Source organism: Rhizobium sp. BR 250 (assembly GCF_047445855.1).
GTDB classification, from domain to species: Bacteria; Pseudomonadota; Alphaproteobacteria; order Rhizobiales; family Rhizobiaceae; genus Agrobacterium; species Agrobacterium tumefaciens_I.
The window spans coordinates 52,421-78,606 of record NZ_JARWKW010000008.1; the positions used below are offsets into that span (position 1 = coordinate 52,421).

The window sequence follows — 26,186 nt, forward strand, 5'->3', positions numbered from 1 at the left end:
CGAACTTGTCCGCGATCGAACAGGCTGGATCACCTCCATGGCTATCAGAAGCGACGTATGCTCGAACGGGCAGTCACAACTATCCGCGACATGCGCGAAACAATAGGCATTCCCTCCGGTCCCGGCCGTGACTGTCTCCTCGACATCCACACCATCGCTATCTCCTTCTTCGTGCGGAAAAAAGACCAGACGCAATCGTCGACTACAACTTGAAATTTAGCAAATGTGGCCAGCCCTAATACCGTTGTCGGTGTCCCCATGGGTCGGCAATCGAATACGATGTTCCAAGCTTGGGCCTTGTCGGCACAGCAAATAGGAATAATAAGACCATCGGCGACAGCTTAAACAAACAAGCCGTCTGTGACCGCGAAACCGCTCTTTTGCAAATCGCTCAGTGTGGTGTCCAGGAACTGGATCGAACCGCCATCCGGCGTCGCAACCAACAGTTCATTTACCGAAACCACCGTTACGGCCGCCAGCAAAGCGGCCTTGGACACAAAAAGATCGCTGGTGAATACCAGAGTGTCGTCGGCCCGCAACTGATGCACGATATCAGCGCCGTGACCGCTGCCGAACCATAACTCATCGGCACCCGCTCCGCCCTTCATTTGGTCATTGCCGGTTCCACCATACAGTACATCGTCGCCCTCATTACCCTCCATCGTGTCGTTGCCGGAGCCGCCAACGAGGACGTCATCGCCGAGCCTGCCCTTGATAACATCATTGCCGCCCCTGCCTTCGATGATATCGTTGCCGGCCAGGCCGGATATCGTTTCGCCCGCTTCTGTCCCGACGATGGTTGGGGTTCCATATCCCGGACCGCCGCTGGCCGGCGCGCCCTTGACCGTCAGGGACAGCGTCGCCGTCGCCGTCGCGCCCTGGCCGTCCCGGATTGTGTAGCGAAAGATGTCCGTGAGGCTGGAGGTTTCCGACAGGCCTGCAACGGATGGGTTTGTCTCGTCTACATCGTAACTCCAGGCACCGCCTGCTTTCAGAACAAGTGTTCCGAAGCTGCCCGCAATTGTACTTCCCGCGCCCGTAACGTTGACGGTTGTGCCGGTGCCGCTGGCAGACAGGACCGTCAATGCATCTCCGGTATCGACGTCGCTATCATTGCCGAGAACGGTTCCAGTGGCACTGGTCGCGCCTGCCGTCGCTGTCGCCACATCGTCGGCGGCAACCGGAGCATGGTTCGCTCCCTTGATTGTGAACACCAGACTGGCCGTCGATTGCAGACCCGTCTCATCGCGAATGGTGTAGCTGAAGGTCTCGGTCAGCGTCGAACTGCCCGAAAGGCCGGAAACCGCCGGGTCGGCAACATTCGGAACGTAACTGTAAGTGCCATCGGGATCGATGACCAGCAGGCCGTATGTACCCGCCAATTGTGTATCGTTTCCCGTGACGGCAACACTTGACGAGCCATGCACCACGCGGGTCACCGCCATGAAATCGCCGGCATCGGGATCCGTGTCATTAGCGACGACATTGCCGATCACGCTGGCATTGACCGACACGATGCCGGTGTCGCTGACCGCCACAGGCGCGTCGTTGCTGCCTGCAATCGTGATCGAGAGGCTGGCCTTGGCGGTTCCGCCGCGACCGTCCGAAACTGTGTATTCGAAACTCTCGACCAGATTGTCGAAATATAGCGCGTTGACGACCGGATTGGTTGCAGATGGCGTAAAGCTATAGTCGCCATTGGCGGCGACCGTCAGCGCGCCGTAACTGGTCTGAATGGTTTGCGACGCGCCCAGCGAATAGGTTACGCCCTTGATCACGATCGAGGCGAGCGACAGGATATCGCCGTCGCTATCCTGATCGTTGGCAAGCAGGTTGCCGGAAACCGTGTTACCCGGGCCATCTTCCGAAACGGATCTGACCTCGCCTGTCGCGGACGGCGCGGTATTGGCAGGCCCGGACGGAACCGACGGCGTGACGATGAACTGCGCCGCCTTCACACTCGACGCCGTAATCCCGCTGAGCGTCGCAACCGTTGCGAAGACGCCGGGTCCGGAGGCGCCGTCCACGTCCACCTCAACGAGGGTATCCGCGCCCGACTGTGAAAGGCGGATATAGCCCGCCGCAAATGCGCTCGCGCCCGTCGTTCCGGAGGGAGTTGCCAGAATGCCGGAAAGATCAAGGAAGTCATCGGACCGAAAATCGGAAACGATATCGCCTATATCGCTCATGCTGCTGATAACGAAGGTATCAGCACCCGCACCACCTTTCAGCGTGTCGACACCTGCACCACCGTCAAGCCGGTCATTGCCCTCGTTGCCCTCAAGATAGTCATTGCCGTCGCCACCGAAGAGGATGTCATCTCCGATAAGCCCCTTGATCGTATCGTTACCGCCCAGGCCGGCAATCACGTCTGCGCCTGCCGCGCCGCGCAGCGTATCGGCTGCCGCCGTTCCGCTGATCGTCGGTTGGGGCTCGCCACCTGTAGAGGAGGCGCGAATGGACACCGTCAGCGACGCCGAGGACTGGAGACCTGCGCCGTCGCGGACGGTATAGTTGAAGACTTCCGATAACGATGCGGAGCCGGAAAGTGCTGCAACGGCAGCATTGCTCTGGTTGGGTTGATAGACCCAGCTTCCATCGCTTTTCAGGATCAGCGATCCGTAACTGCCGACAATGGTGGTTCCGCCGGACGTCACGCTTTGCATCGCCCCGCCGGCAGCGCTGCCGAAAAGCACGGAAAGAACGTCGCCGGTATCAGGATCGAGATCGTTGGTCAGGAGATTGCCGTTGCCCGAAACGGTTTTGACGACCGAGGCGGTATCGGCGACCGCCGTCGGCGCATCGTTGAGACCGGTGATCGTCACCGTGACGACGGCGCTGGCTGTTCCACCGCGCCCGTCGGAAATCCGATAGGTGAGATTGTCCTCGGCGGTCTGCCCGGCCGCAATGGCGTTGGTGGTGGCGAGGGTTGGGTCCACCTTGTAATAATAGCTGCCATTCGGACTGATATAAAACGTGCCGTATTTGCCGGAAATGGCGGTTTCCGCTGCCTGAATGGCGGAAGCCTTGGAACCGTAGGTTGCCTGCGTCACCCGCAGGACATCACCATCCACATCGCTGTCATTGGTAAGCAGATTAAACGTGCTGCTGACCGTCGTCCGGTTCTCGGTCACGGTAATGTGGCTGTCGGCAACGGCAACAGGAGCCGTGTCGCCGGGCTCCATCACCTCATCCGGGTCCGGCGAAGGACGCGGCCCTGAAATTGTGCCGGTCAGCCCTTCCGTATAAGCGATGTAATTGGCAAGTCGGCCTCCAACCACTTCGTAGGATTCATTATCCGTGTGGACCTGATCCTTCAGCGGCAGATCTTCGGTGATCGAACCGATATAGATGTCGTCGCGACTGGCCGCGATTTCGCGCTGCGCCTCGCGAACGATATCCTGCCCTCCGTTCCAGCGGGCATCAGAACCCGTATAGGCCGTATCGGCAACCTCCTGTATGAAAACCGGCGCGGCTGGATCGGTCTGGGCGCGGATATAATCCAGCACCTCGACCGTCGCTTCCTTATAGGTCTCGACGTCGCTCGTACCGTCCATGATACGCTTGGCGTCCGCCTCGCCCTGCGCCCAGACAATTTTCAGCTCGACCCTATAGCCCTGCGCCTCAAGGGCCTCAACCGAAGCATTGATGCCCTGTATCGCAGCCTGCGCCAGTGCTCCGGGCGTATTCGTGTCGGGATACCACCAAAGCAGATCCGGGCCCGGAGCATCAGACGCATTGCCATCGACGCCGCTCGCCCCCTTGGCGAAATCCTGGACCACCACATTGTTGGCGGTCGTAAATTTCGATGATGTTCCCGTGCTCTGGATCGTTGTTTTCAGCGTGGACGCCGAAACACCGCCGGAGATGCCGAGATAAGACGAGAGCTCGGCCGCAAGAACCGAAGCGCCGGAATCATTGTCCCCATAAAGGTTGAACATGTTGTCGGCGTTGGATTGCCCCATAAACGCAATAAGCTGGATAGCTGCCATGGACCCCTCCGGGCTAACGCCTTTTTCGTTGAATGATTGCCTTGTCTGATACCGGGCTGAAATGATTTCTCTTGTCCCGGCTCAGTCCTCCCTGAAAACATGATTGAGCTGGTCCGTCAGCGGCTTGACGAGATAGGAGATCACGCGCCGCTCCGCCGTCGGCATCAACACGTCCGTTGGCATTCCCGGATAGAGTTTGAGGTTTCCCAACCCCTCCAGGCTCTCTGCCTCAGGCCTGATCCGCACCGCGTAAAACGGCTGTCCCGTTCTCTGATCGGTCAGCACATCCGGGGAAACGGACACAACCTCGCCCTTCACCATTGGTGTCGTCGTGCGATCAAAAGCGGTAAAGTGCAACTGCGCCCTCTGCCCCAGCGCCACCTGATCGATATTGCGCGGCGAGATTCCCGCCTCCACTATCAGGCCATCGCCACGCGGCGCGACCAGCATCAACGTCTCCCCCGGCTGAACGATGCCGCCGACAGTGTGAAGCTGCACCTCGAAAACACGACCGCTGACAGGAGAACGGATGTCCAACCGGCCAAATTGTTCTGTCACGTCGACACGCCGCGCTTCCATTTCGGTGATCTTCGCTTCGGTTTCCGCCAGCTCCTTGGCATTTTCTCCCCTGCGGTTTTCATCGAGCTGAAGAATCTGCAGCTCCACTTCGCTGATGCGTCCTTCGGCCTGCGCTCTCGATGCCAGTCGTTCACCAAGATTGCCCTGCAACTCGGCGCGACGCTGTTTGAGCGACGTCAGGCGCTGCAGCGTGACAAGCTGTTGCCGGTACAATCCGTCGACAGAGGCAAACTCCTCATCGACCGCCGCAATCGACGCTCTCACCGCCTCGATCTGGACGTTTTCGCCCTCGATCTCGTCGGCAAGCTGGCCCTTGCGTTCGGCGAGCTGGCGCTTCATGCCTTCGATACCGTTTTGCCGCGTCTCAAGAAGGTTCTGCTCCAAAGCAACGAGCTGGCCATAGGCTGGCCTGGTCAGCCGCTTCTCTCCCAGAAAATCCGCATCAAAGGCCCCTGTGCCGGCAAGCTCCGCCCTGAGGCGCGCAGCCCGTACCAGCGATTGCACCAGTGCATTCTCGATAATTGCCAGATTGGCCTCGACCGTCGTTCGGCTGAGGCGCAGCAAAACATCGCCGGCAGCAACCTCACTGCCCTCGTGCACCAGGAGTTCGGACACGGTGCCGCCACTGAGATGCTGTATTTTCTTGACGTCGTTCTCGATGACGATGAAGCCCTGACCGCTGACGGCTCCCGCCAGCTTCGTCGTGGCCGCCCAGCCGCCAACACCGCCGAACAGGGCAAGCCCCAGACCGATAACAACGGCGATATGTCGCCGGAGTGAACGGCGCCAGAAGGCGATGGAAAGCTCGTCGCTCATCGCGATACCTCCAGCTTTCCGGTTGCCCCGACAACCTTCAGGATCTTTGCCGAGCGCGCAACCGGCTTGCGAAGGACCTGCCCCATGATCGCCTCACGCGGGCCGAAGGCTACCCTCTTGCCCTCTTTCAAGACCAGAATCTTGTCCGCCTGAGCAAGAATACCGGGTCTGTGGGTGATGACGACGGCAATGCCCGCGCGCATCTTGATACCTTCGATGGCGCGAGACAAAGCCTCTTCCCCCTCAGCGTCGAGATTGGCGTTCGGCTCATCGAGAACGACGAGGAATGGATCGCCATAAAGCGCACGCGCCAGAGCGATGCGTTGCCGCTGACCGGCCGAGAGTATCGGGAACTGGGGATCGATCAGGGTGTTGTAGCCATCCGGCAGTTGCAAAATCAGATCGTGCACGCCAGCTGTTTTCGCTGCGGCGATAACCTCCGCAGATGGAATGTTCTTACGAAACCTGGCGATATTCTGGGCGATCGTTCCTCCAAACAGCCCCACTTCCTGCGGCAGGTAACCCATATGGCTGCCAAGCCGATCAACGTCCCACTGGTCCAACGTCGCCCCGTCGAAACGCAGCGTACCGGAACTGACGGGCCAGATGCCGAGAAGCAAGCGGGCAAGCACCGTCTTGCCCGATCCGCTATGTCCGATCACCCCGAGAACCGTCCCCGCCTCTAGCGAAAACCCGATCTCCGATACGACGGGCTTTTCCGCTTCCGGCGGACCTCCCGCCATGGCCTCGACCGTAATGTCCCGGGATGGCAGCGGTAACTCCGACAGGGTTTCCCGCTCCGTCTCTGCCGCCGCGATAGCCTCGAGGCGGAGCCAGCTTTGTCTTGCTGCGGCAAAACCTCGCCAGTGCACAATAGCCGCCTCAACCGGCGCAAGCGCCCGCGACGTCAAGATCGAGGACGCCAGAATGATACCGCCGGACGCATCACCCCTTATGACAAGAATGGCTCCAACTGCCAAAATGGCCGATTGCAGCGCAAGCCGGAGAATTTTCGTTAGTGTCGCGTAAGTATTGGCCACATCGGCATGGCTGGTGCCGAACAGCCGGAATGCCGCGTTGTGGGCAGCCCACCTTTCCGCCACATCGCCAGTCATGCCCATGGCCCTCAGCGCCCCGAAGTTTAACCTGACGGAATCGGAAAAGCCCCTGCGGTTTGCTGTCAGCACCGCGAGATCGCATTGAGATTGCTGTAGGCCGACATGCGCAAGTGCGGTCAAAACCATCAATACCAGCAAGCCTGCCAGCGCCACGAAACCGATGACGGGATGAAGCAGAAAACAGATTGCCAGATAGACGGGCAGCCAGGGAAGATCGAAAAGTGCCGATGGCCCCGGCCCGGAGAGAAAACCGCGCACCATATCGAGATCGTCACTTGTCGAAACGATTGCCTGTTTGCCGCACAGCAGCAGCGATCGCCGGAAAAGAACCCGATCGAGAGTGACTTCGAACAGGGCGGCCAGACGCGACAACATGCGACTTCTGACGATTTCAAACGCGCCCTGACAGACGAACAGCATGCCCGCCAGCAGACACAGTGCAATCAGCGAGCCTATGCTGCCGCTTGGGATGATGCGGTCATAGACCTGCAACATGAAAAACGGGCTCGTCAGATACAGCAGATTGATAAAACCGCTGACGACGGCAACGACCGCAAACCCGCCCCTGCACCGGGCAAAAGCCTGATGCAGGACCGAGCCTCGGGCGTATCCCCAACCCGTTTTACGTTCAAACGCGCCGTCTTTCGGCATACTCATCGCCTGCTGCTGTTATTGCAAAAAATCCTGCGTTACCCGGCGTGCCGCAAAGCCTCGTCAATTGGCGGCATGGGGCTCGTCATGAAGGGTGCTTTCCGGCACCATATTGAGATCGAAGGCTGACACATCGGCCTCGACCGGAATGAGGTCGAGAACCGTGTCTGCGGTAAAACTCTGCGGCGCGATGGCCAAATTCCGCCCGGGACTGCGCTGCCGGGTGACGACGATGATGGTTTCCCTAGCCGTGCCGTTATAAAGCGACAAAATCTCGCCTTCTGTCGGCGAAAGGCTGGCCATAGGCACCAGATGGCGGACGAAGCCACTGAGGATGATGTCGATCTTGCCGGAGGATACCGCCCAGTTCTCCCAATAACCATCGGGAATGCGCAGGGCGATCGTCGCGTTGCTGCGCAACGTCACCGTGAATACCGACAGGTCGCCCTCATCGCTCAGCAGCCGGACCTTTCCCCAGCCATAAAGTTGTTCTCGCGTGGCGCGCGATTCAGGCATCTTGTTCAGCTTGAGAAGATTGACGGCATCCTTCACCTTCTGCGCCAGCGACATCGTCGTAACGAGGACAGCATCCTCGTCATCGATTACGATCATGTCTTCCAGCCCGATCAGGACGACCTTTCTGCCACCACGCGCATAAGCAAGGGTGTTGCTCGAGCCGATCGACAGCACCGGTCCGGAAAGGGCGTTGCCGTTGGCATCCTTGTTGCGGGCGATCTCATGCAGGGCTGAAAGAGAGCCGATGTCGGACCAGCCGATGCCCTCGCAGCGCACCACCGCACCGCGCGACGTGCGTTCCATGATCGCCGTGTCGATTGGAACATCTGGTGGCGAAGCCCCAAAAGCCGAAGCTTCCAGCATGATCGCGTGTATATCATCAAACATGTCGATGGCGGCTTTTTCAAACGCCTCTTCGGCCGCCCGCAGTGTTTCCGGCGCGTGATGCGCCAGTTCTTCCAGCATGAGGCCGGCCCGGAACATGAAGATGCCGGCGTTCCAGCAAAAACCTTCCTCCACGTAACGCTTCGCATTTTCGAGCGACGGTTTTTCCAGAAAATCGCCGGCGCCGATGGCGTATCCCCTGACCTCACCGTCTATTTCGATTGCATCGCCCGGGCGGATATAACCAAAGCCGGTTTCTGGATGCTCGGGACTGATACCGAAGGTGACGATACGGTCGGCGAAACGTGCTATCGGCAGAGCGTTCGCGACGATCCTGTTGAATATTTCGGGTTCCGCAATGATATGGTCCGAAGGGGCGACGAGAAGAACGGCATTGCTTCCCGCCGCATCGATGCGCGAGATGGTGACGGTCAGCGCGGCAATCGCCGCGGCCGTTCCCTGCATCGAAGGTTCGACGATAAGTCCATCGACGGAAAATCCGCCGCTGGCGACCTGCTCTTCCGCATGAACCAATGTGTCGCGGGCGCACATCAGCCATGGCAGACTATATCCGGGTACGGCAAAACGGCGCAGCGCCTGCTGGAAAAAACTGTCCTGCCCGTCGCCACCCAGCGTGAGAAACTGCTTCGGTTTGTTCGAGCGGGACAGAGGCCAAAGCCGGGTTCCGGACCCACCGATCATGATGGCGGGAACGATCCGGGCGTTCTCGCCTGCAACAGCGGTCAAATCCTGACGCATATGAAACCCTCACAGAACCATAAAATATATTTTTGCAAGAAATCGGCGCTGTCGCCGCCTCACCAACAAAGCCCATGATAAACAACGTTACCGCTTCGGTTTGGCACCTCGACACGCGCAAGATCCACCACCACGAGCGGTCTGCCAGCCGCTTCGATCGCCCCGGTCAGACCCGCATATTTGTGGCCGACCACCAGAATATCGGCATTGTCGATGACATCAGTGATCGACGCCCGGACACGTGGCGCAATATGGCGCAGATAGGTACGGCCTTCACTTTCATCCCTCACGACATTTGGATCGAAGATCGAAACTTCTTTGCCGTTACCGATAAAATTCTCGACGAGGCTCAGCATCGGGCTTTCGCGCATATCATCGGTGTCAGTCTTGAACGTAATACCGATGAAGCCGATGCGATCCTTGCGCGCATCGGAGATGAGCTGCTTTGCACGATCGATCTGCACGAGGTTCGCCGCCTTTGCGGCGTCAAGCATCGGCGTTGCAACGTTCATTCGCCGTCCGAAGCCGGACAGGGCCCGCAGATCCTTGGGCAGGCACGAGCCGCCATAGGCAAAGCCCGGTTTCATGTAGGCCTTGGAAATGTTCAGGCGGGTATCCGCGCACACGACATCCATGACAACATGGCTGTCGATGTCCTTGGCCTTGCAGAGGTTGCCAATCTCATTGGCAAAGCTGATCTTCACCGCATGCCAGCAGTTGTTGACATATTTCACGATTTCGGCGCTTCGCAGCGGAATAACATGCGGAACGACGCTGATATGAGCAACCATTGCCTTAAGGACGTCGATCGAGCGCGTGTCATTGCCATACTGTCCAAAGACAATGGCGCCAGGCTTGTAATAATCCGCAATCGCCGTGCTTTCACGCAGGAATTCGGGGTAATAGGCGACACCGAAATCCACTCCGGCGATCTTACCGGACGCCTCCTCGAGCGCCGGTATGACAACCTCCTCCATCGTGCCCGGGAGAATGGTGGAACGCATGACGACAACGTGGAATTCGCTTTTATTGCGCAAGGCCCTGCCGATCTCCAAAGAGACCTGACGCACGTAGTCCGTATTGAGTGTACCGTCGAGAAGGCTGGGCGTACCCACGCAGCAGAGCGATACATTCGTCATCTCGACCGCTTCCGCCGCCGAGGTTGTCGCAGTCAGCATGCCGTTAAGGTTGGCTTTTTCCAGAAACTCGGCAAGATCAGGTTCAATGATTGGCGCTTCGCCACGGGCAAGGCAGGAAACCTTGAAGCTATCCGGATCGACCGCCACGACGCGGAAACCGTCGTTACTCAGACAGGCGGCCGATACGCAGCCGACGTAACCGGCCCCGAAAACACTGACCCTGAGACCCATTGCACTGACGTTAATATCAATTTTGGTCATGTGAACTCCTGAAAGCAACTAAGGAAATACTTAAATAACCACGGGAAAGGTCTGAAAACTCAGAATGGGCACGCCGCCGGACCGAACAGGAAGGAGGCAATCAAAAGCAACGCCGGATCAGGTTCGACAGAACTCGCTGGCAATAGGAAACTTATATTTTATCGCGAAATTGCTTTGCCGAAAGCAAAAGAGCAAACGGCAACAAGTCTTGCTAAACATGACAACGTATTCATATCACTGCACAAAATGCGTACATCATCGAAAACAGCCAAATTGGCAAAATTTCAAATAAACAAATATGAATGCAAAAACCGATGGCGAACAACGAATGATAAGGCCCTACCGGCTCCGCCATAAATTACAAAAACATTAAATATGAATATACAATTCAGTCAACAAATATTTAACAAAAAATACAAAATAAATCCGAAAATCAATAATATTCTCAACTATTTTTCCGCCGTTGCTTAGGCACGTCAATCAATCCGTCTCATTAACCAGACGTTTCCTTGAATCTGCTTCAATGGCCGCTTTCCTTGTCGGGAAGTGAACCATGTTGCGTTTTGCGTTGATTGCCTTTTCCGCCTCCTTTCTGTTCAGCTTGCCTATGCTGGGCGTCGGCACCGATTCAGGCCCAAATAAAGCCGCACATCAGATCCTCAAACCAGGCACGTTGCCTGTACGCCCGCCGACCGTTCAGGTGAAACTGGAAAGATCCGGCAACGCAATGATCTCGAACGGCAAGACGGAAACGGGCATGAGTTGCGACGTGGCAACTTCCCAAATCGAAACACCGCCGCAAAAAATTGCCACAAGCTCGAAATATTTTTCCCGAGACGCGATGGAGAACGAACGGCATGACGCCTCCCATATCGCCGTTTTCAAGCCGATCTGGCGTTCTATTCTCGAGCTGGAAAACATCGAGACGCGCTTTGGAGCTGAATGCGCCATGCGTGTCCTTCGTCAATGGGCCACCTCCCACGCCTTGATCGACGCCATCACCCCCGATGCCAAACTCACCCGCGCTCGCGTGCTTGCAGAGATATCGGGTCTCGTCGCCGCCTGGGGTGTTGCAGGCGATCTCGACAGACAAAAACCCATAACGGAATGGCTGAACATCATGGCAAACGACACCATGGTATTTTTCGACGTCGAGGCCGGCCCCAAGAGCGCCCGCAACAACCATCGCTATTGGGCGGCACTTGCCCTTGCCACAGTCGGTAGCCTGACGGGAGACCAAAACAAGATCGACTGGGCCCGCCAGTCTTATCGGATCGGCGTGTGTCAGGTTACCGCAGACGGCACCTTGCCGCTTGAAATGCAAAGGGGAGCGCTTGCGCGCAACTACCATCTCTATGCTTTTCGTCCGCTGGCTGGCACATTCGTCGCGTTCCGAAAGATCGGTCAACCACTCGATGACATTTGCTCCGGATCTCTCGAGCGACTGGCCAAAGTCGCGTTGAACGGTGTTAATGACGCCACGCTGTTCGAAGCGGCGACCATGAAACAGCAAACCAAGCCGCCGCGTGAAGACAGCTACCCCGCCCATCTGAGGCTGGATACGCTTGAACGCGACCTCCAGCAGGGATGACACCGGCGACACGATCATCATCTACCTCCCCATGCCGTCTAGCGAGATAAGCGCGGATCGCGCCAAAAGGTAGCCACCGTCGGCCGATTGAGCCAGCCAATATTTGGCCTGTCCGATATCCTTGACGACCCCGGTCGCCTGCGCATACATCAGACCGAGCAGGTATTGCGCCTCGCTGTCTCCCTGCGTTGCAGCCAGTTTTCGATAGGCGGCTGCCTTTTCAAACGACCGGCTTGTACCACGCCCGACGAAATATGCCTCAGAGACGGCACGGATGGCCTCCATGTCCCCCCGGTCGGCATAGGGTTCGAGTATCTGCAAAATTCGCTCACGCATGGTCGCCGGCACGCCAGAGCGGTTTAACGCTTTGGCCAGGAAAGGCACGGCTTTTTCGTCGCCCGCCTTGGCGGCCTCGGCAAACATGTCCACACCCTTGCGGATTTCGGCCGGGTCATTGCTGTTCCACAGAGCGCGGGCGATCTTGCCCTCCTCCGAAATGGGTCCGCCCTTTGGCGCTGCGGTAATGATTGCCTGCGCCTTTTCGCGTGCCGGCGGGCTGAAACGACTGTCGGAAAGTTTCGCGGCGGCGGAAAGGCTTCGCTCGGGTGAGAGATCGATCGCCGCGAGCAGGAGCTTCTCAGCGCGTGCCGTTGCGTCCGCGTCGGCGCTTCCCATCAGCAGGGACGCAGCTTCGACATAACGGGCTCCGCGCCGCGCCGGCTGCAACCTGTCCAGCAAGGCAATCGCTTCATTCACATCCCGGGTAACGCCGCGCCCTTCCAGCAAGGCGAGCGAGGTCTCCTCAATGCCGCGGAGATTGCCCACCAGCGCGGCCCACCTGTACCATTTGTAAGCAAGGGCCTCGTTTTTGGGAACATCAATGCCGAGCTGTTGCGTGCGCGCCCACGCAATGACGCAGCTGGAAGAACCGCGCATGGCCTCTTTCGCCAGGAGATTCATTACCTTGCCGGCATTGGCGCCAAAAGAATAGTCGTTGTTGACGATCCCTTTGGCGAGCAGGCGCACCGCTTCGCGGCTCCTGGGGGCCGCAGATATCAGAAGGGAAAAACCGAGGTCAGGATTACGAAGATCACGGCGAGATTCATTCAGGGCAGCCGCTGCGATTTCCAGCTGCCTGGCGAGAGGAAGCTTTTTTGCCGCTTCAAGCGAAGGTAGGCGCGCTACCGGCAGAGCCTGCGGGCTTTCGGCAACCGTCGCGCGCGCCTTTGGAACAGGCACAGTGCTCTTGCCGGCAGCATGAGCCGCGATCGTCGCAATCGGCAAAACCGTAACCAGGGTGAAAATGACTGAGAGTTTCATCGAATGGTCCTTTCTCCATCATCCGCAGATCGTGACGGAGGTTTCGCTATCGGGTGATAGTTGCGGCTTTACCCAGCCACCGCTCCGCTTCTTCCGGATTGGAGGGGACGCCGTAACCAATCTGCAGTGCAATGGCGTAGGGTTCGAAAGCCTGGCGGTAACCGGAAATCGCCGCGCGCGCGAGCCAGCCCGTGCTATCCGTGGCCGAAAGCGGAAAACCACTGGTGCCGGTCGCAAAAGCGTCGGCGACCGTCACCATGGCAGCGCCATCGCCGGTTTCGGCAGCTTTTATCATCCAGACCCTCGCCTTATCCGAATAGGCCGCGTCCTCTTTCGCCAATGTCGAGAGAACGCGGGCCAAAGCCTGAATGGCATTGCCGGACCCTGCATTCGCTGCGTCTTCAAGTGCCGGCAAGGATTCTGCGACGATTGACGGATTTGTCGACGTCTTCGGCGCCTCGTCGCCCACCCAGTGCTCGACGAGCGTCTTCAAAGCTCCGTCGTCTCCGGCGCGAACGGCAGCAAGCAACCAGCGCGTCGCTTGCCGCGGATCGGCGTGGAGCGGCAGGAGGTACATGCGTCCGGCTTCGCGCATCGCTTCCACCTTGCCCGCCTCCGCGGCCTTGACCATCGTCGCAAGCGCCAGCGCGGGGTTGGCGACACCGCGCTTGTCGTCGTTGAGCAAATTTGCCAGTTGATAGAGCGTGCTGGCGTCATCCGTTTCGGATGCCGTCGCCCGTTCGACCAGGCTGCGGGTCTGTGTGGCGTAATCGGCATCCCGCGATATGGCGTCGGCCAGCGCAACCTCGTCTTTGGCGCTGCAGAGCGGTTGTTTCAGGGCCATGTCGAACATGGCGCGGCGCGATCTCTGGTCGCCAGCACGGTCGGCTGTTTTCAGCATCGCGCGGATATCGCCGTCATCAACGGCCTGCTTCAACCATAGATCCGCAGGCCTGCCGCCACCGGTTTTTGTGTCCACGCCGAGATCGGCAAGCTGGATCATCGAAGCCGTGTGTCCGAGACGTGCAGCTTCGACAAGAAGTTTGATGCCTTCCTCGGGTTGAGGGGTGAAACCTGCCGCCCCCTTCAGATAAAGCTTGGCAAGATCATAGCGCACCGAGGTATCGCCGCTCGACAATCCATCTCTGAGAAGTTCGACGGCCGCCTTCACGTTCGCCTTGTCGGCATTTTCAGATGAAAGCTGCAATCGCGCCAGCAGAACCAGCGCCTGGCCGCGTTCCTGACCGGCCGCCAAGGCCTTTTCGTACCACTGGCCGGCCTCACGGATATCGACATCCGTGCCGATGCCGTCACGATAGGCCAGCGACAAGAGAACCATCGCCCGTCGATCACCAAGAGCCGCCGCGCGACGAATATTGCGGAAATACATCAGCTTTCCATCATCACCGGATTGTTCGGCCAGCGCCTGTCTGCTGACGGCGATCAGGCTGGGACGGTTACCGGCGGCAGCGGCTCGTTCCTGCCAGCGTCGCCCTATTTCCACGTTGCGTTCGACACCAATCCCGCAGCTGTAGGCGTCTGCAAGTGTGGCCATCGCTTCGCTCAAGCCGTTATTGGCGGCGCGCCGCAATATCGCAACGGGGTTGACGCTTTTTGAAATATTGTGCGTGCTGTCGACCATCAGCTGGTAAAGTTCAAGAGCGGCCGTATCGGACCCCAGAGCAACCGCACGCGTCAGATATTCCACGGCCTTTTCCGTGTTGCGCGCCGTTCCCGTGCCGCTGGCATAAGCACTGCCCAACTGCTTTAGAATATCCGTATCAACGACAGGATTGCGCGCGGCCTGTTCGAGATAGCCCACCATGGCGGGATAGTTGGGCTTGCCGCCGAAATCTCCATGGGCGATCTGCGCCAGAAGTTCCAAAGCGCGCACATTTCCGCGCTGAGCCTCCTGTTTGAGCGCCTGTGTCGCCTTTGGAAGTGCGTCCTTGAGATCGAGATTTGTCAGCAACAGGCGAGCAAGCGAAATGCGGCTACCCGGGTGCCCTTTCGCGGCAGCGGTTTCCAGAAGCTCCACCGCCTTGTTGCGGTCGACCGGAACGCCGTCGCCAATTACGTAACGCTGTGACAGGCGTTCGACCGCAACGAAATTTCCGGCCTTTGCGGCAGCCATCAGCCACCTGGCGGAAAGCTGGGGATTATAAAGGCCGAATTCTTCATTGGCATAAATGCCGGAAAACAGGTTGAGAACATCGCATTCCCCAGCGCCGAGCGACTGGCTGAGTCTGTCGATCGCCTGATTGAAAAGAAGCTGAGACGCATTCTCCGACGGCGCCAGATCCGGATTGTTGCGATATAGCCGCGCAAGCAACAGAGCCGCATCCGGATCACCGTTTTGCGCACCCATCTTGAGGTATTTTTCGCCCTTCAACTTGTCCTGCGGCACTACATCGCCGGCAGCATAAAGACGCCCCAGAAAGGTCGCCCCTTCCATGAAGCCACGCGCTATCGCCTCGTCCTGGAGTGCGAGACCTCGGCCAAGGTCGGGCGAACCTGACGTTGCGTCGAACATCAGGCGACCCAATGTGTGCGAGGCGCGGCCAGCCAGTTCATAATTGGCGTTTTTCAGATATTCGAGCATGCGGCGCGCAAGCACCCTGTCACGCGGGGCATTGCCGCTTCCGCCGATATAAGCCTGCGCATCCAGCAGCATATCGTCCAGATTGCCCGAAACCGGCCCGCCGTCCCACTTGCTCCAGTCGAAGGAAAGATTGCGCTGTTGCGCCCTGACCTTGCAGATCGGCGCGTAGTCAAAGTCAGGACTAGGCATAAGGCCGTCCTGCAACGGCAAGGTCGTCTGCGCCTGCACAGGCTGCACCGCAAACACCAGCGCGACAAACAACAGGCCGGTGCCCAACCTCGTCTTTTCCCGCCGGGCGGAGAGAAGGGATAGCACGCTTTTCAATGTTATCATGTACCTGATCCCTCTCATCTTTTTGCTTCCGCTCAGGCTTTCGCCGAAACGGCTGTGAGAACGATATCGTTGGGCTCGCTGCCCAGAACGAAGATGGACGTCACCGAACGGCGTTTCAGCGTTGTTTTTTCGAAAGTCCTGGCAATCGCCCCTGAAATCTCAACGTTCAGATCGATAGCAACTGCATTGACCTCAATAGCGACGCCGCTCATCGGTGCGACGGCCTTGATGACGGGCGAGCGTTTGGCGAGCGCCGTCAGTGAAACCGGCGTTGTCGCGAGGTTATAGAGCGCAAGCGCACATTTCGCCGGGTCCGACGTAAATACATCCGCAACGACGACCGGCTCTTTTGTGTTCGCGCCCGCGAGAACCGTCAGATATTGCCCTTGCCCCACCGAAAGCGGCGTGGACTGCCCTTTGATCAGCAGGGTGTAGTCTCCGGGAGCTCTGGCGACATAGTCGGAAATCCCGCCTGCAGACACCTTGAACGGTTTCTCGCCAATCGTCGCTGTTGCAACAGCCGACGGATCGGTCGCGGCAATACGGATGAAGCTCCAGTCTTTCGGAACATCCGCATCATAGATGCCGGCATCATCACCAGCCGCTAAAGCGGGCTGGTTTGCCGCCATCAGACCCGCAAAAGCGGTAACAAGGCGAACGAACCGGCGTCGATTTATTTTGAAGGCAACCTCATCCGAAAACATCTGCTTCAGCCCTGCTTCTTGATGAATTGACCGGGAACGCGGCACAGACGTGCGGTAACCGTGGTGTCGCCGAAGTTTCCGTTAACGGATACGCCCGTAATCGGCGTCGGAAACTCGTCGTTCAGCATCAGGTAAAACGTGCCGTCATCGACGAAACGGGGAAAGCCGCCTAGCGTCAGCGTATCCTCATCGCCATCGCGATAACGCACGGTAACCGTCATCTGGTTCAGGCCAGCCTGGGAGGCAGCGAACTCCAGATATGCGTCTCCATATTGCTGCCCCTTGAGGTCTGCGGCGGCAAGCAACACCGTTTCGCCGTCAATTTTCTTCGGCTGCGAGTTCGCGATACTGCCGTTACCCTCGCAGGGGCCATAGACTGCCGCCAGCAGTTGGCGCGATGCCTGGAACATCGTCTGGTCCACTGCATAATATGACGGCGCCTCCCAGATGATCAGAGGAGCCGGCTTTTCATGAAAGCCTTTAGAGAACACAAGAGTGGCAAGAGACGAGATGAACTGCGCGCCGTTTTCCGCATAGTTCGTAATGTCCAGGCCGGTTTCCTGCGCAAGAAATCCCGCAAAGTTGAATTCAGGCGTTGCGCTGAAGGAGGAGCCGACAAGAGCAACCGGCGGTGAGGTTTCAGCCGCATTTCCCAGAAGATCGCTGGCATCATCCGCCGATCGCGTTGTCTGCCAGACCGTTTCTTTCTCAGGTTCCACCGTACTGCCGCACAATGCCTGAATTTCGTGACCCATCGGCGCGATGTAATCGAGACTTCCGACAGCCTTGGTCTCGAAATTGTAAGTAGACAGGGATGGGTATCCAGCGAGCTTCCTTATCGTTTCCGCCGCGGCGGAAGCAACCAGATGGGCGCCGGATGATGTCCAGTGATGATCCCGCGCAAAGAAGAAATTGCCCCTTGCCTGATGATCGTCAATCGCCTTTAGAACGTCTACCGTCGTGATGCCGTTCTTTTGCAACTGCATGACATAGTGGCGGAACTCCTGTTCTGCGACGGGGGCGTTGTAGCGCGCCTGAATCTCGTCGCTATCATCGAGTTTCGCACGCTGCACGATGCCTCGGGACGGCAGCGGCAGGAAAACAAGTTCCGTTCCCTTGACGCGCAACGCATCGGAAATGGCGCGCAGCGAGGCCATCGTTTCCGACGTTCTGACGAAGAACTCTTCAAAATCCGTATTGGTACGGAAAAACACGCCATCTAGCCCTTCGGCCAGATTGAATTCAGATTTTTTGTTGCCGATGTCCGTGCAAGCCATGCCTGCAAAGGCTGGCGTTGCGGCGAAAACGAAAAACGCACTCAAGAAGCGTAGGGCAAACCGGCTCACCTCACCCGTACCGCACGGACGGTAAACCTCAAGGCTCTTCGTTTTCATCGACCACCTCCGTCTTAGGTATCTCGAAACGGGGATCAGCCGCCGCCATCTTCATGAGAATTTTATTGGCCTGATTGTGCTTGAGCACCTGCGCGCGCCTCAGCCAGAGGAGCCCCTCTGCCTGAAGGGCCGGCGAACTGTCTGCACGAAGGACGAGCGCCGTCTGAAACATGGCGGACGGATTGTTGGCGGCGGCGGCTCGTGCCAGCCATTCATTCGCCTTGTCCGCGTCCCGTTCGACGCCCTGCCCCGATCTGTACGCCTCATAAAGCCGATACATGGCGAGCGGACCTTCTTCCGTGCGTGTCGCCGCGACTTTCTCCAACCAGCCAATACCCGCCTCGCCATCATGCGGAACACCGAAGCCGGAGAGCAGGGACAGCCCGACATCGATCATCGCTGCCGCGTCGCCGCGCTTTGCACCCTTGTAATTAAAGGCAAATGCCGCCTCCGGATCGACAGGCGCGGAGAAACCGGAACTTTCCAGCGCCGCGAGATCGTGCCATGCACGATCAAAACCGGCATCTGCCGCCGCCTGCAAATTCCGTTTTGCAAGCTCTCTGTTCTGCGGCACTCCCGCACCCCAAAGATAGGCGAGACCGAGTTCACGCTTCGCCGAACGGCTGCCAGCGTCGCTTGCGGTGCGCAGGTAGTCGGCGGCGCGTTTCTTGTCGATGTCAACGCCAACGCCATCGGCATACATGCGGGCAAGTTTCAGGTTGAGCGATGGGTTTTTCGGCTGCACGGCAAGTGCCCTATCGCAATAGGACAAGGCCTTGGACGGATCAGGAGGTGCATGAACGCCGTCCAAAAGAAGATCGGCCATCATGATCGTAGCTTCGACGTCGCCATTGGCGATCCCTTCTTCGAGAACGCGCTGTGCCTTTTCAAAATTCCGTTCGCTATTCTCGCCACCGAGATATGCTGAAGCCAGCATGGCGGCCGCACCCGGATATCCCGCACCTGCCATCTCTCTGGCGAGGTTTGTGCCCTGCAGGCGCAACAGCGAATCTGTTGATTTCAGAAGGGCGCCGGCAAGCAGGAAACGATCGGCAGGCGGGAGATCGGGAATGTTGGCAGCAAGCTCCAGAAACTCCCTTGCCTTGCTACTCTCTCCACCTTCCAGCGAAAGAACATCGAAGAGATCGATCGCCGCAGAGAAACTCTTGGCTCGCGCCGCGGTTTCCAGAAGCGGAACGGCCTCCTCCAAACGGCCATTTGCCCTCAGAAAACGCGCCATCTCGACCGACGCCTCGATATCGCCCCTGTCGACCGCCCTCTGGAAAATTGCATGTGCCTTTTCAAACGCATCCGGGCCGCCGACGCGCATGTGCAGATTTGCAAGTTCGATCAGGCCATCGGTCCTGCCCCTTGCAACTGATCTTTCCAGATATTCCGTCGCCTTGCCGACATCGAGCGGAACGATCTGCCCTTCCGCGTAGAGCTTGCCGAGCTTCAGCATAGCCGCATCGCTGCCTAAGGCGTCGGCCTTCTCCAGCCACCCGAGGGCGAAAATTCTTCGCTTCGGGTTTTGAGAAAGGAGAGCGGCATCTGCCAGCCTGTTCAGCACCCGAACCGACGGCCGCACAGCAAGCGCTTTCGAATACCACGCCGTGGCATCGTCGATATCGACCGTCTGGCCGATACCATGAAGACTGAAATCGCCCCGCAGCACGATTGCGTTGATGCTGCCGGCGGCGGCGGTGGCGACAAGCCCGTTGCGTGCCGCTGTCAGACTTTTTTCCGTTCGCAACTCGGGCTTTTCGAGAAGCAATTGCGCTAAAAGGACAGTGCCATCCTTGGACTGGCGCGCCAGCGTCAACCAATAGATTTCCATGGCTTTTCGCGCATCGGCGATAACACCATCACCGTCACGGAACATCGTGCCGATGCGCAGAAGCGCATCCACATCGCGCGTTTCGCCATTCATGACCTGGGCGAACAGATCGTCGGAGAGCTTCTTGCGGTTTTCCAACGTGTTCTGAAGCTGAACGGAGAAATAGAGGACGGCCTTGGCATCTTTGATGCCGGCAAGGCGCCGCATCCATTTGTCAAAGGTCGCCTGCTCGACATTGATGTCGCCGCTCTCGGTAAAGTCCTTGACCAGTTCCTGCGCCGCTTCGACATCACCGGTTTCGGCCGCCCGGTCGAGATAATCCGACGCCTCAGCGGGATTGAACAGGCTGGTCGCGGAATCCATTTGCAGGCGCGCGATCCAGAAGATCGATCGCTTGTGCCCAAGCTCGCTGGCTTTCCGATACCAGTCGAGTGCCGCGTGCAACTCTCCATCGGAATTCGCATTTTCCCGGTAATAGGTCGCGAGCTCATAAGCCGCGCGCTCATCGCCGGACGCCGCACGCCGCTCAAGCAGCCCGATGCCGAAGCGGGTCATCGACTGTGCTTCGGTCTCAGGCGTTCCGGCAAGACCGGCCAACTCGAAAGCGGCCGCTCCATAACCGAGCCTCAGCGCCAGTTGCAGCCGGGCCTTCGCATCAGCAGCCCCCAGCTGTCGCTCCACTATCGTCCGCCCGGCAATATAGGCGGCCTCGGCGACCCCTGCCCGGCCAGCCTCTTCCAGGAGCGACAAGGCCCGATTGATATCAAACGAACCGCCCTCTCCGGCAAGCAGCATCTTCGCCAGCGTTAATTTGGCTTCAGACTGGTGTGGGCCGGGGATCGTCAGCGCCGCTTCGAGGACTGTGCGCGCCTTGCCGAAGTTGGACACGAGCAAGGGATTTTGCGCATCGACCGGCACGCCTGCCCGCAGCAATCTTGCATAATCCAGCATGCCCTGCCCGTCGCTCCGCTGAGAAAGCGCGGTCGCGGCGTCGATAAGCCCTCCCGGCACTTGCGCATCAGCGGGAGACACTGGAAAGCCGTTCAAAACCGCAGACCCAACTGCAAGAGCGAGGGTGAAAAGGTGACGCTTCATCATCACTTCCCCCAGAAACAGGTGGCGTTGCCACCAACAAATTCATCGATCAACGGCCGTTCGGTCGCGGCATCCTTTTGCAGTAGCGCAATCGCGCGCTGCATGGAGATATTCTCCGCAGGAACGGCGACCAAAGCTTCGAGGAACGCGAGATAGTGGCGACCATTGCCACGGTTATCGAGAAAGCCCGTATCCTGGTGAAGATAATCACGGCTTGGGCCGGGTATGTAATTCTCGGCCGCATAGGTATTGACGAGAACCGGATCGTTGATGCCGTTCAGCCAATAACCGAAAATCGTCCAGATCGACCGTTTGACGGGGTTGGCATCGCCGGATGTCTTCACGTAGAGGTTTTCGCCGTGTCCGCGGGCAACCTCTGCCATCACCACCATGCTGGTCAGCGACTGTCGCATGTACCAGAGCGCCCGCGCACCCCGGCGCGTTTCAAGCGGCAATCCGCCATTGGCGCGCGCCTCGTCAAGAATGGAGAGAAAGCGCGATCTGCCTTTTTCATAAAGACCGTCATCCCCGACGATCCCGCCCCATGTCATCAGCACGCTATCGGCCAGATACCGGTGATTGTTGACGTCGACGTCACCGTTAAATGTCTGGTCGACGCGGCGCACCAGCGGATCGAGCCATGTCTGGATCTTCAACCGTTCCGCGTCCGGCAGCTCGTCGCGAATGATCGAAAATGCCGTAATGGTCGGCATAAGTGCGCGTTTCAGCGCATAATAAGCGTCGTGCCCGACCTCCGTTTTTTCGAAGGCGCCACGATCCGCCCAGGTGTTCAAAAGGCTACGCAGCATCGTGGTGGACGCAGCGTCACCGCCAAGCGAGCGCCCGGAAAGCACCATCACGGCCCAGGCGAACTGCGCACCGGCACGGTCGCTGCCGTAACCGGCGGTCGGACGAAATCCCTCGACGACCTCGAGATCAAGCCATTTGCTATCAGCCTTGATCGCAAGGCATTGTTTGCGAAGGTGCCCCGAGGTATCCGCCGCGATTGCCGCCTTGCGGGCCGCAACATCGAAAAGTCCGTCATAGGCAGTTGCTGCGGTTGCGGCCGAGGTGGCACAAAACCAGACACCAAAGGCGACAACGATACCGCGTCTCAGGGAAATTTTTCCGCCAGGAATCCCGGAAAATATTGCCATCAGCTTCGGCCTCCCGTCCCGTTGAAGTTCTCGTACTGAACGGAGTTTGAAACATTTGTGCAGGTGTCGGTCAGTGCGTCTTCCGCGAAGATTGCGAATTGGCCGTCGCCATTGAAAAACCCTGCATCTCGGAAACGGCAGCTATAGGCTTCCGGGCGTTTCGGCCGGCACACCGTCGAGGTTATCAGCACGCTTTCGCGCTCGTTGAAGCGCAGCATATGGCCTTCCATCGCCCGACCATCACCATCGATCAGCCGGCCGACCTGATTGAGATAGTCGTTGCCGGAAAGGCTGAGACCCGACGTCCCGTCAACCTTGATGCCGCCGCCATTTCCATGGATGCGGTTGCCGCTGGCCGCAAAGGTCGTCAACGGCAGATAGGGATCAAACTCAAAATCGCGCAATGCGTTAGCAGGAGATGCCCGCAAGTTGCTGATATAGCCGTGGATTGCATCCTGAGCGTTGTTTTCCAGAATATTCTCATGAACGCCAACGTCCCAGCTGTTGCGGATCTTGATGCCCGCACGCTTGTTGTCGAAGAACCGGTTGCCGACAGCCAGATTGCAGCTGCTCTCAAAGAGTGTCAGGCCATCCTGATTGTTGTCGAAGGCGACATTGGCATAAATGAAATTGTCGACGCTGTTGCGGTCGATCATGAAGCCCGAGCCGGCATTGGTGTGGGATACATTGCCGACGATCCAGGAAAAATTCACCTCACGCGAGACGATGATGCCGTGTTTGGCCTTGGTGTCATAGGTGGTGTTGAGGGCAATCAGCAGCCGATGAGAGCGATCGTGCGGGTCGATCGCGTAGAGCACGTTGTCGCGATATTCGTTGCCCACGAGACTGACATCGTCTGCCTCATAGGAGTAGAATCCATATTCGAAATTGTGGAAGAAATTGTCGACAACGATCCCCGTTGGGGCACGCGCGCCACTTATCCTCTGCGCCACGGTCTTGGGACCGGCAGAAAAGGCGAGGCCGAAGGACTTGGGCGCCGCGTACCCTAGCGCGTCCAGCACGGAGCCGCCGATCATCAGCCGTGAATTACTCCAGCCGATGATATAAGGCCGGAAAACATGACGCTTTTCCTTATCCGAGTAACGTGGTGTTCCGGTCGCCTCATCCCAGGATGTGACGGTCGTATCCTGGACGTAAAGCGTTCCAGCCACGGAAATGAAACTGCCGGCCGTCGCGGAAAGACGATAGGCGGTCGCTTCCTGTCCCGACAGGATCAACGTCGCCCCCTCCGCCACCAGAACCGGGGCGCGCAGTGTCACGACATCATTTTCGCGTGTTACCAACGGAAAACCATCGCCAGCATCCAGTTCGCTTGCCAGGCTGCCGAGAGTGTAGACACCGCTCTGGATAACGATGATGCGCGGATAAGGAAGGCCCTGCGCTTCAGCCGCGAAAGACAGCCCCGTGTTGCCCGCAGCCAGATCTTCCATGAACTTGTCGCTATAGGGACTGAGATTGGCAAGCGTAACGGCGGCATGACCGGGCTGCGGCAGGGGCACATTCTCACGCACCGTGCCGGCACGCACGGAAAGGCCGGGATAGGTGTAGGTATCGGGAAGGCTCATCCTGCCTTCCCGCCGTGCAAGTGTCAGCCTGCCATCGCTGAACGCGGCAGCGGGTGTTACTTCTGCCGCAGCCTCAAGCCTCGGAGTCTGTTGCATGGCCAGGTAATCGGCCGGGCTCCCTTTGCCCCAACCGAGATGACGCACATCGAGAGACCGGAAACTGGCCTCCGCGATGGCACGCGCTGTCCGGACACGCAACATGTGATCCTTCAGTGCAGTCGCCTGGCCCGATGCGAATTTGAGCATCGCCGGATTTGCCGCAGCAGCAACCAGAACGTCCGCCTTGAGTGCCTCATCCTCCCTTGCACCCGCGAATGACGCGAGATAAGTCAATGCCTCACCGCCGAAGCCATTCAGCGCAGCACGTTTGCCAATCATGCTGGCGGCCCGGGCCTTGATTTTTTCGTCAGCAATACGATCAATCAGTTGCTTCGCTGCGTCGGTCTTGCGCGCATCGGTCAGCACTTCAACGATCTTCAGATATCCCTTGTCGCGGCTATCTTTTTTGTCCTCACCGGCTGCAACTTTCACCGCTTCGCCAACCAGCGCATCGAAATCGCCGTTGCCCTTGCTGTCATTGGCAACCGAAGCCAGCCGCAGCAGCGCCTCTATCCGGAACTCCGTGTCCTGAATGGAAAGGGCAACCGACTTCGCATCGTCCGTTTCACCCTTTTTGGCGAGCGTGCGCGCCAGTTCGGACTGTACGCGTCCCCTGTCGCGGCTATTGGTGATGATTTCGAGCGCACTCCTGGCCGCCGCAATATCACCTTCCCGCGCCTTCACGCGGGCGATACCGGCAACCGCCTTATCGCGGTCATTGCCGCCCTGGAGAAAGGGCAGCAGCTTCTCCGCGTCCTTCAGCCTGTCGGCGTCCGCGAGGTTTTTGGCGAGATTGGCAATCGTGTTGCCGCCATCCTTGGCCGCGCGCAAATCCTGCACCAGCGCCAAGGCATCATCCAGTCGCGCGAGGCTGATGGCGCTTTCGGCCGCCGCCACCACCGCCACTCCACGCTCAGGGCCGGACAGGCCCGCAAGAACGGCGTTTCCATTGGCATAGGAAGCATCCGCCATCTTCGCCAGATCGTTTTTGGCGAACACGGTTGCCAGCATGAAATCAAGCTCGGCGCGCAAAGCGCTTTCCGGCAAATATTCTGCCAACCTTGCTGCATCCAGCCCACGCCCGGCCTCGATACGCTGCTTGACGATCTTCTCAATCAAATCTTCCTGATCGCTATTGTCCGCAAGGCTGGTGGCCAGCACTGGCATCCATTCCAGCTTGCCTTCGCTGAGGGCCAGATCCGCTACATTGTCGACTGCTTTTTTACGCGCTTCGGAATCTTCCGGATTGATCGCCAGCGCCCACAACAATGCCGACTCCAGATCGTCTTTCTTGAGGGCGCCGACGCTCTGCGCCACAATGGCGTCAGTGGAAGCGGCGCTGACTTGTTTACCTTCGATCTGTTTGCCCGCAAGAATTCGCAGGGCCAGATCGTAGCGGGCATAGCCACGCATGCGTGTCGGCCACATGCGCGAAATCGCCTTGTCGGCAAGGACGGAGGATATTTGAGGATCGATGATCGTGGCCGTTTGCGCTAGGGTGTTCAGCGCCGCGTTCTTTGCCGTCTCGTCCTTGATGAAATCGGCACGGTCGGCTGCCTTCTCCATCAGACTTATGGCATTGGACTTGTCGCCCTTCGCAACGAGAGCCGCATAGCCTCCCAAGGCGGCGACCTGCAATTCCGGCAGAGAAAGAGCCTCGATCAGCTCCATTATCCGCACGCGCATCTCGGTTCTTTGCTCCGGATCCGCGATACGGCTCTTCATCTGCTCCTGCAATGCGGAGATACTGGCGGAAACCAGACTGTCGGCATCTATTCCATCGGAGGCCAGCTTGCTCAATGCAGTGTTTGCCTCGATGGAATCCGCCGCCGCCCACGATTTCAGTTGTGTCAAGCCAGCATGCGCCGCATCGAGAAATGCGCGGCGCTGCCGGGCGTCTGTCGCATCATCGGCCTTCAGAACATTCGCGGTAATGTCCGACATGACGGCATCGGCTTTGCCCAACGCCGGTGACTGCGTTGCCGGGGACTGCTGGGCCAAAGCGACCGAGGAGGCAACCGGCCAGTGCCCGGTGGGAAAGACCAGGCAGATCGACAACGCCGCCACGCGCAGCGATATCAGGGTGCTCCCCGTTTTCGGCAGCCACCGGCAATTGGAACTTGATAGGTGGATGATGTCGCGTGTCATCATGCTTCCTTCGTCAGGTCTGTGTCGTAAAAGCTGCTCGATAATTGCGTTCAGAGAACCGGAATGCAGGCAACGGATGCCCGTCAGAGACCGAGACGGTCCCGC

The 26,186-nt window shown here is 58.5% G+C and carries 13 protein-coding genes; 1 reads left to right on the forward strand and 12 read right to left on the reverse strand.

Annotated features, from left to right (window positions below):
• Nucleotides 1–341 precede the first annotated feature (341 nt).
• From QD336_RS14440 to QD336_RS14460, 5 genes are all read right to left on the reverse strand, one after another.
• Nucleotides 342–3,992, reverse strand: coding sequence for a cadherin-like domain-containing protein (locus tag QD336_RS14440; RefSeq protein ID WP_499171129.1), 3,651 nt, complete (start codon nucleotides 3,990–3,992; stop codon nucleotides 342–344).
• Between the two features lie 81 nt (nucleotides 3,993–4,073).
• Nucleotides 4,074–5,387: an HlyD family type I secretion periplasmic adaptor subunit gene (locus tag QD336_RS14445; protein WP_499171130.1), complete on the reverse strand. Its 1,314-nt coding sequence runs from the start codon at nucleotides 5,385–5,387 to the stop codon at nucleotides 4,074–4,076.
• The gene (locus QD336_RS14450) at nucleotides 5,384–7,156 is read right to left on the reverse strand and encodes a type I secretion system permease/ATPase (protein WP_499171247.1); all 1,773 of its coding nucleotides are present in this window, start codon (nucleotides 7,154–7,156) and stop codon (nucleotides 5,384–5,386) included. The genes QD336_RS14445 and QD336_RS14450 overlap by 4 nt, the downstream gene beginning before the upstream one ends.
• A 63-nt stretch (nucleotides 7,157–7,219) precedes the next feature.
• The gene (locus QD336_RS14455; RefSeq protein WP_499171131.1) at nucleotides 7,220–8,815 is read right to left on the reverse strand and encodes a mannose-1-phosphate guanylyltransferase; all 1,596 of its coding nucleotides are present in this window, start codon (nucleotides 8,813–8,815) and stop codon (nucleotides 7,220–7,222) included.
• 59 nt (nucleotides 8,816–8,874) lie between these two features.
• Nucleotides 8,875–10,215, reverse strand: coding sequence for a nucleotide sugar dehydrogenase (locus QD336_RS14460; RefSeq protein ID WP_499171132.1), 1,341 nt, complete (start codon nucleotides 10,213–10,215; stop codon nucleotides 8,875–8,877).
• A 553-nt stretch (nucleotides 10,216–10,768) separates the two neighbouring features.
• Between QD336_RS14460 and QD336_RS14465 the strand changes: the two genes are divergently transcribed.
• The gene (locus QD336_RS14465) at nucleotides 10,769–11,806 is read left to right on the forward strand and encodes an alginate lyase family protein (protein ID WP_499171133.1); all 1,038 of its coding nucleotides are present in this window, start codon (nucleotides 10,769–10,771) and stop codon (nucleotides 11,804–11,806) included.
• A gap of 21 nt (nucleotides 11,807–11,827) precedes the next feature.
• Here the strand turns inward: QD336_RS14465 and QD336_RS14470 are convergent, their stop codons facing one another.
• The 7 genes from QD336_RS14470 to QD336_RS14500 form a co-directional block, all read right to left on the reverse strand.
• A complete protein-coding gene (locus tag QD336_RS14470; protein ID WP_499171134.1) occupies nucleotides 11,828–13,126 on the reverse strand; it encodes a tetratricopeptide repeat protein in 1,299 nt (432 codons plus the stop codon).
• Between the two features lie 46 nt (nucleotides 13,127–13,172).
• Nucleotides 13,173–16,061: a tetratricopeptide repeat protein gene (locus QD336_RS14475; protein WP_499171135.1), complete on the reverse strand. Its 2,889-nt coding sequence runs from the start codon at nucleotides 16,059–16,061 to the stop codon at nucleotides 13,173–13,175.
• 32 nt (nucleotides 16,062–16,093) lie between these two features.
• Nucleotides 16,094–16,690 carry an alginate O-acetyltransferase AlgF gene (locus QD336_RS14480; RefSeq protein ID WP_499171136.1) on the reverse strand — a complete coding sequence of 199 codons (597 nt, stop codon included), beginning with the start codon at nucleotides 16,688–16,690 and terminating at the stop codon, nucleotides 16,094–16,096.
• Between the two features lie 80 nt (nucleotides 16,691–16,770).
• Nucleotides 16,771–18,159, reverse strand: a complete 1,389-nt coding sequence (locus QD336_RS14485; protein ID WP_499171137.1) for an alginate O-acetyltransferase — start codon at nucleotides 18,157–18,159, stop codon at nucleotides 16,771–16,773.
• Nucleotides 18,140–20,947 carry a tetratricopeptide repeat protein gene (locus tag QD336_RS14490; protein WP_499171138.1) on the reverse strand — a complete coding sequence of 936 codons (2,808 nt, stop codon included), beginning with the start codon at nucleotides 20,945–20,947 and terminating at the stop codon, nucleotides 18,140–18,142. The genes QD336_RS14485 and QD336_RS14490 overlap by 20 nt, the downstream gene beginning before the upstream one ends.
• A gap of 146 nt (nucleotides 20,948–21,093) precedes the next feature.
• Nucleotides 21,094–22,248: an alginate lyase family protein gene (locus tag QD336_RS14495; protein WP_499171139.1), complete on the reverse strand. Its 1,155-nt coding sequence runs from the start codon at nucleotides 22,246–22,248 to the stop codon at nucleotides 21,094–21,096.
• Nucleotides 22,248–26,084 (reverse strand): right-handed parallel beta-helix repeat-containing protein, encoded by a 3,837-nt coding sequence (locus QD336_RS14500; protein WP_499171140.1) that lies wholly within the window; start codon nucleotides 26,082–26,084, stop codon nucleotides 22,248–22,250. Before QD336_RS14500 ends, QD336_RS14495 begins: the two co-directional genes overlap by 1 nt.
• Between the last annotated feature and the right edge of the window lie 102 nt (nucleotides 26,085–26,186).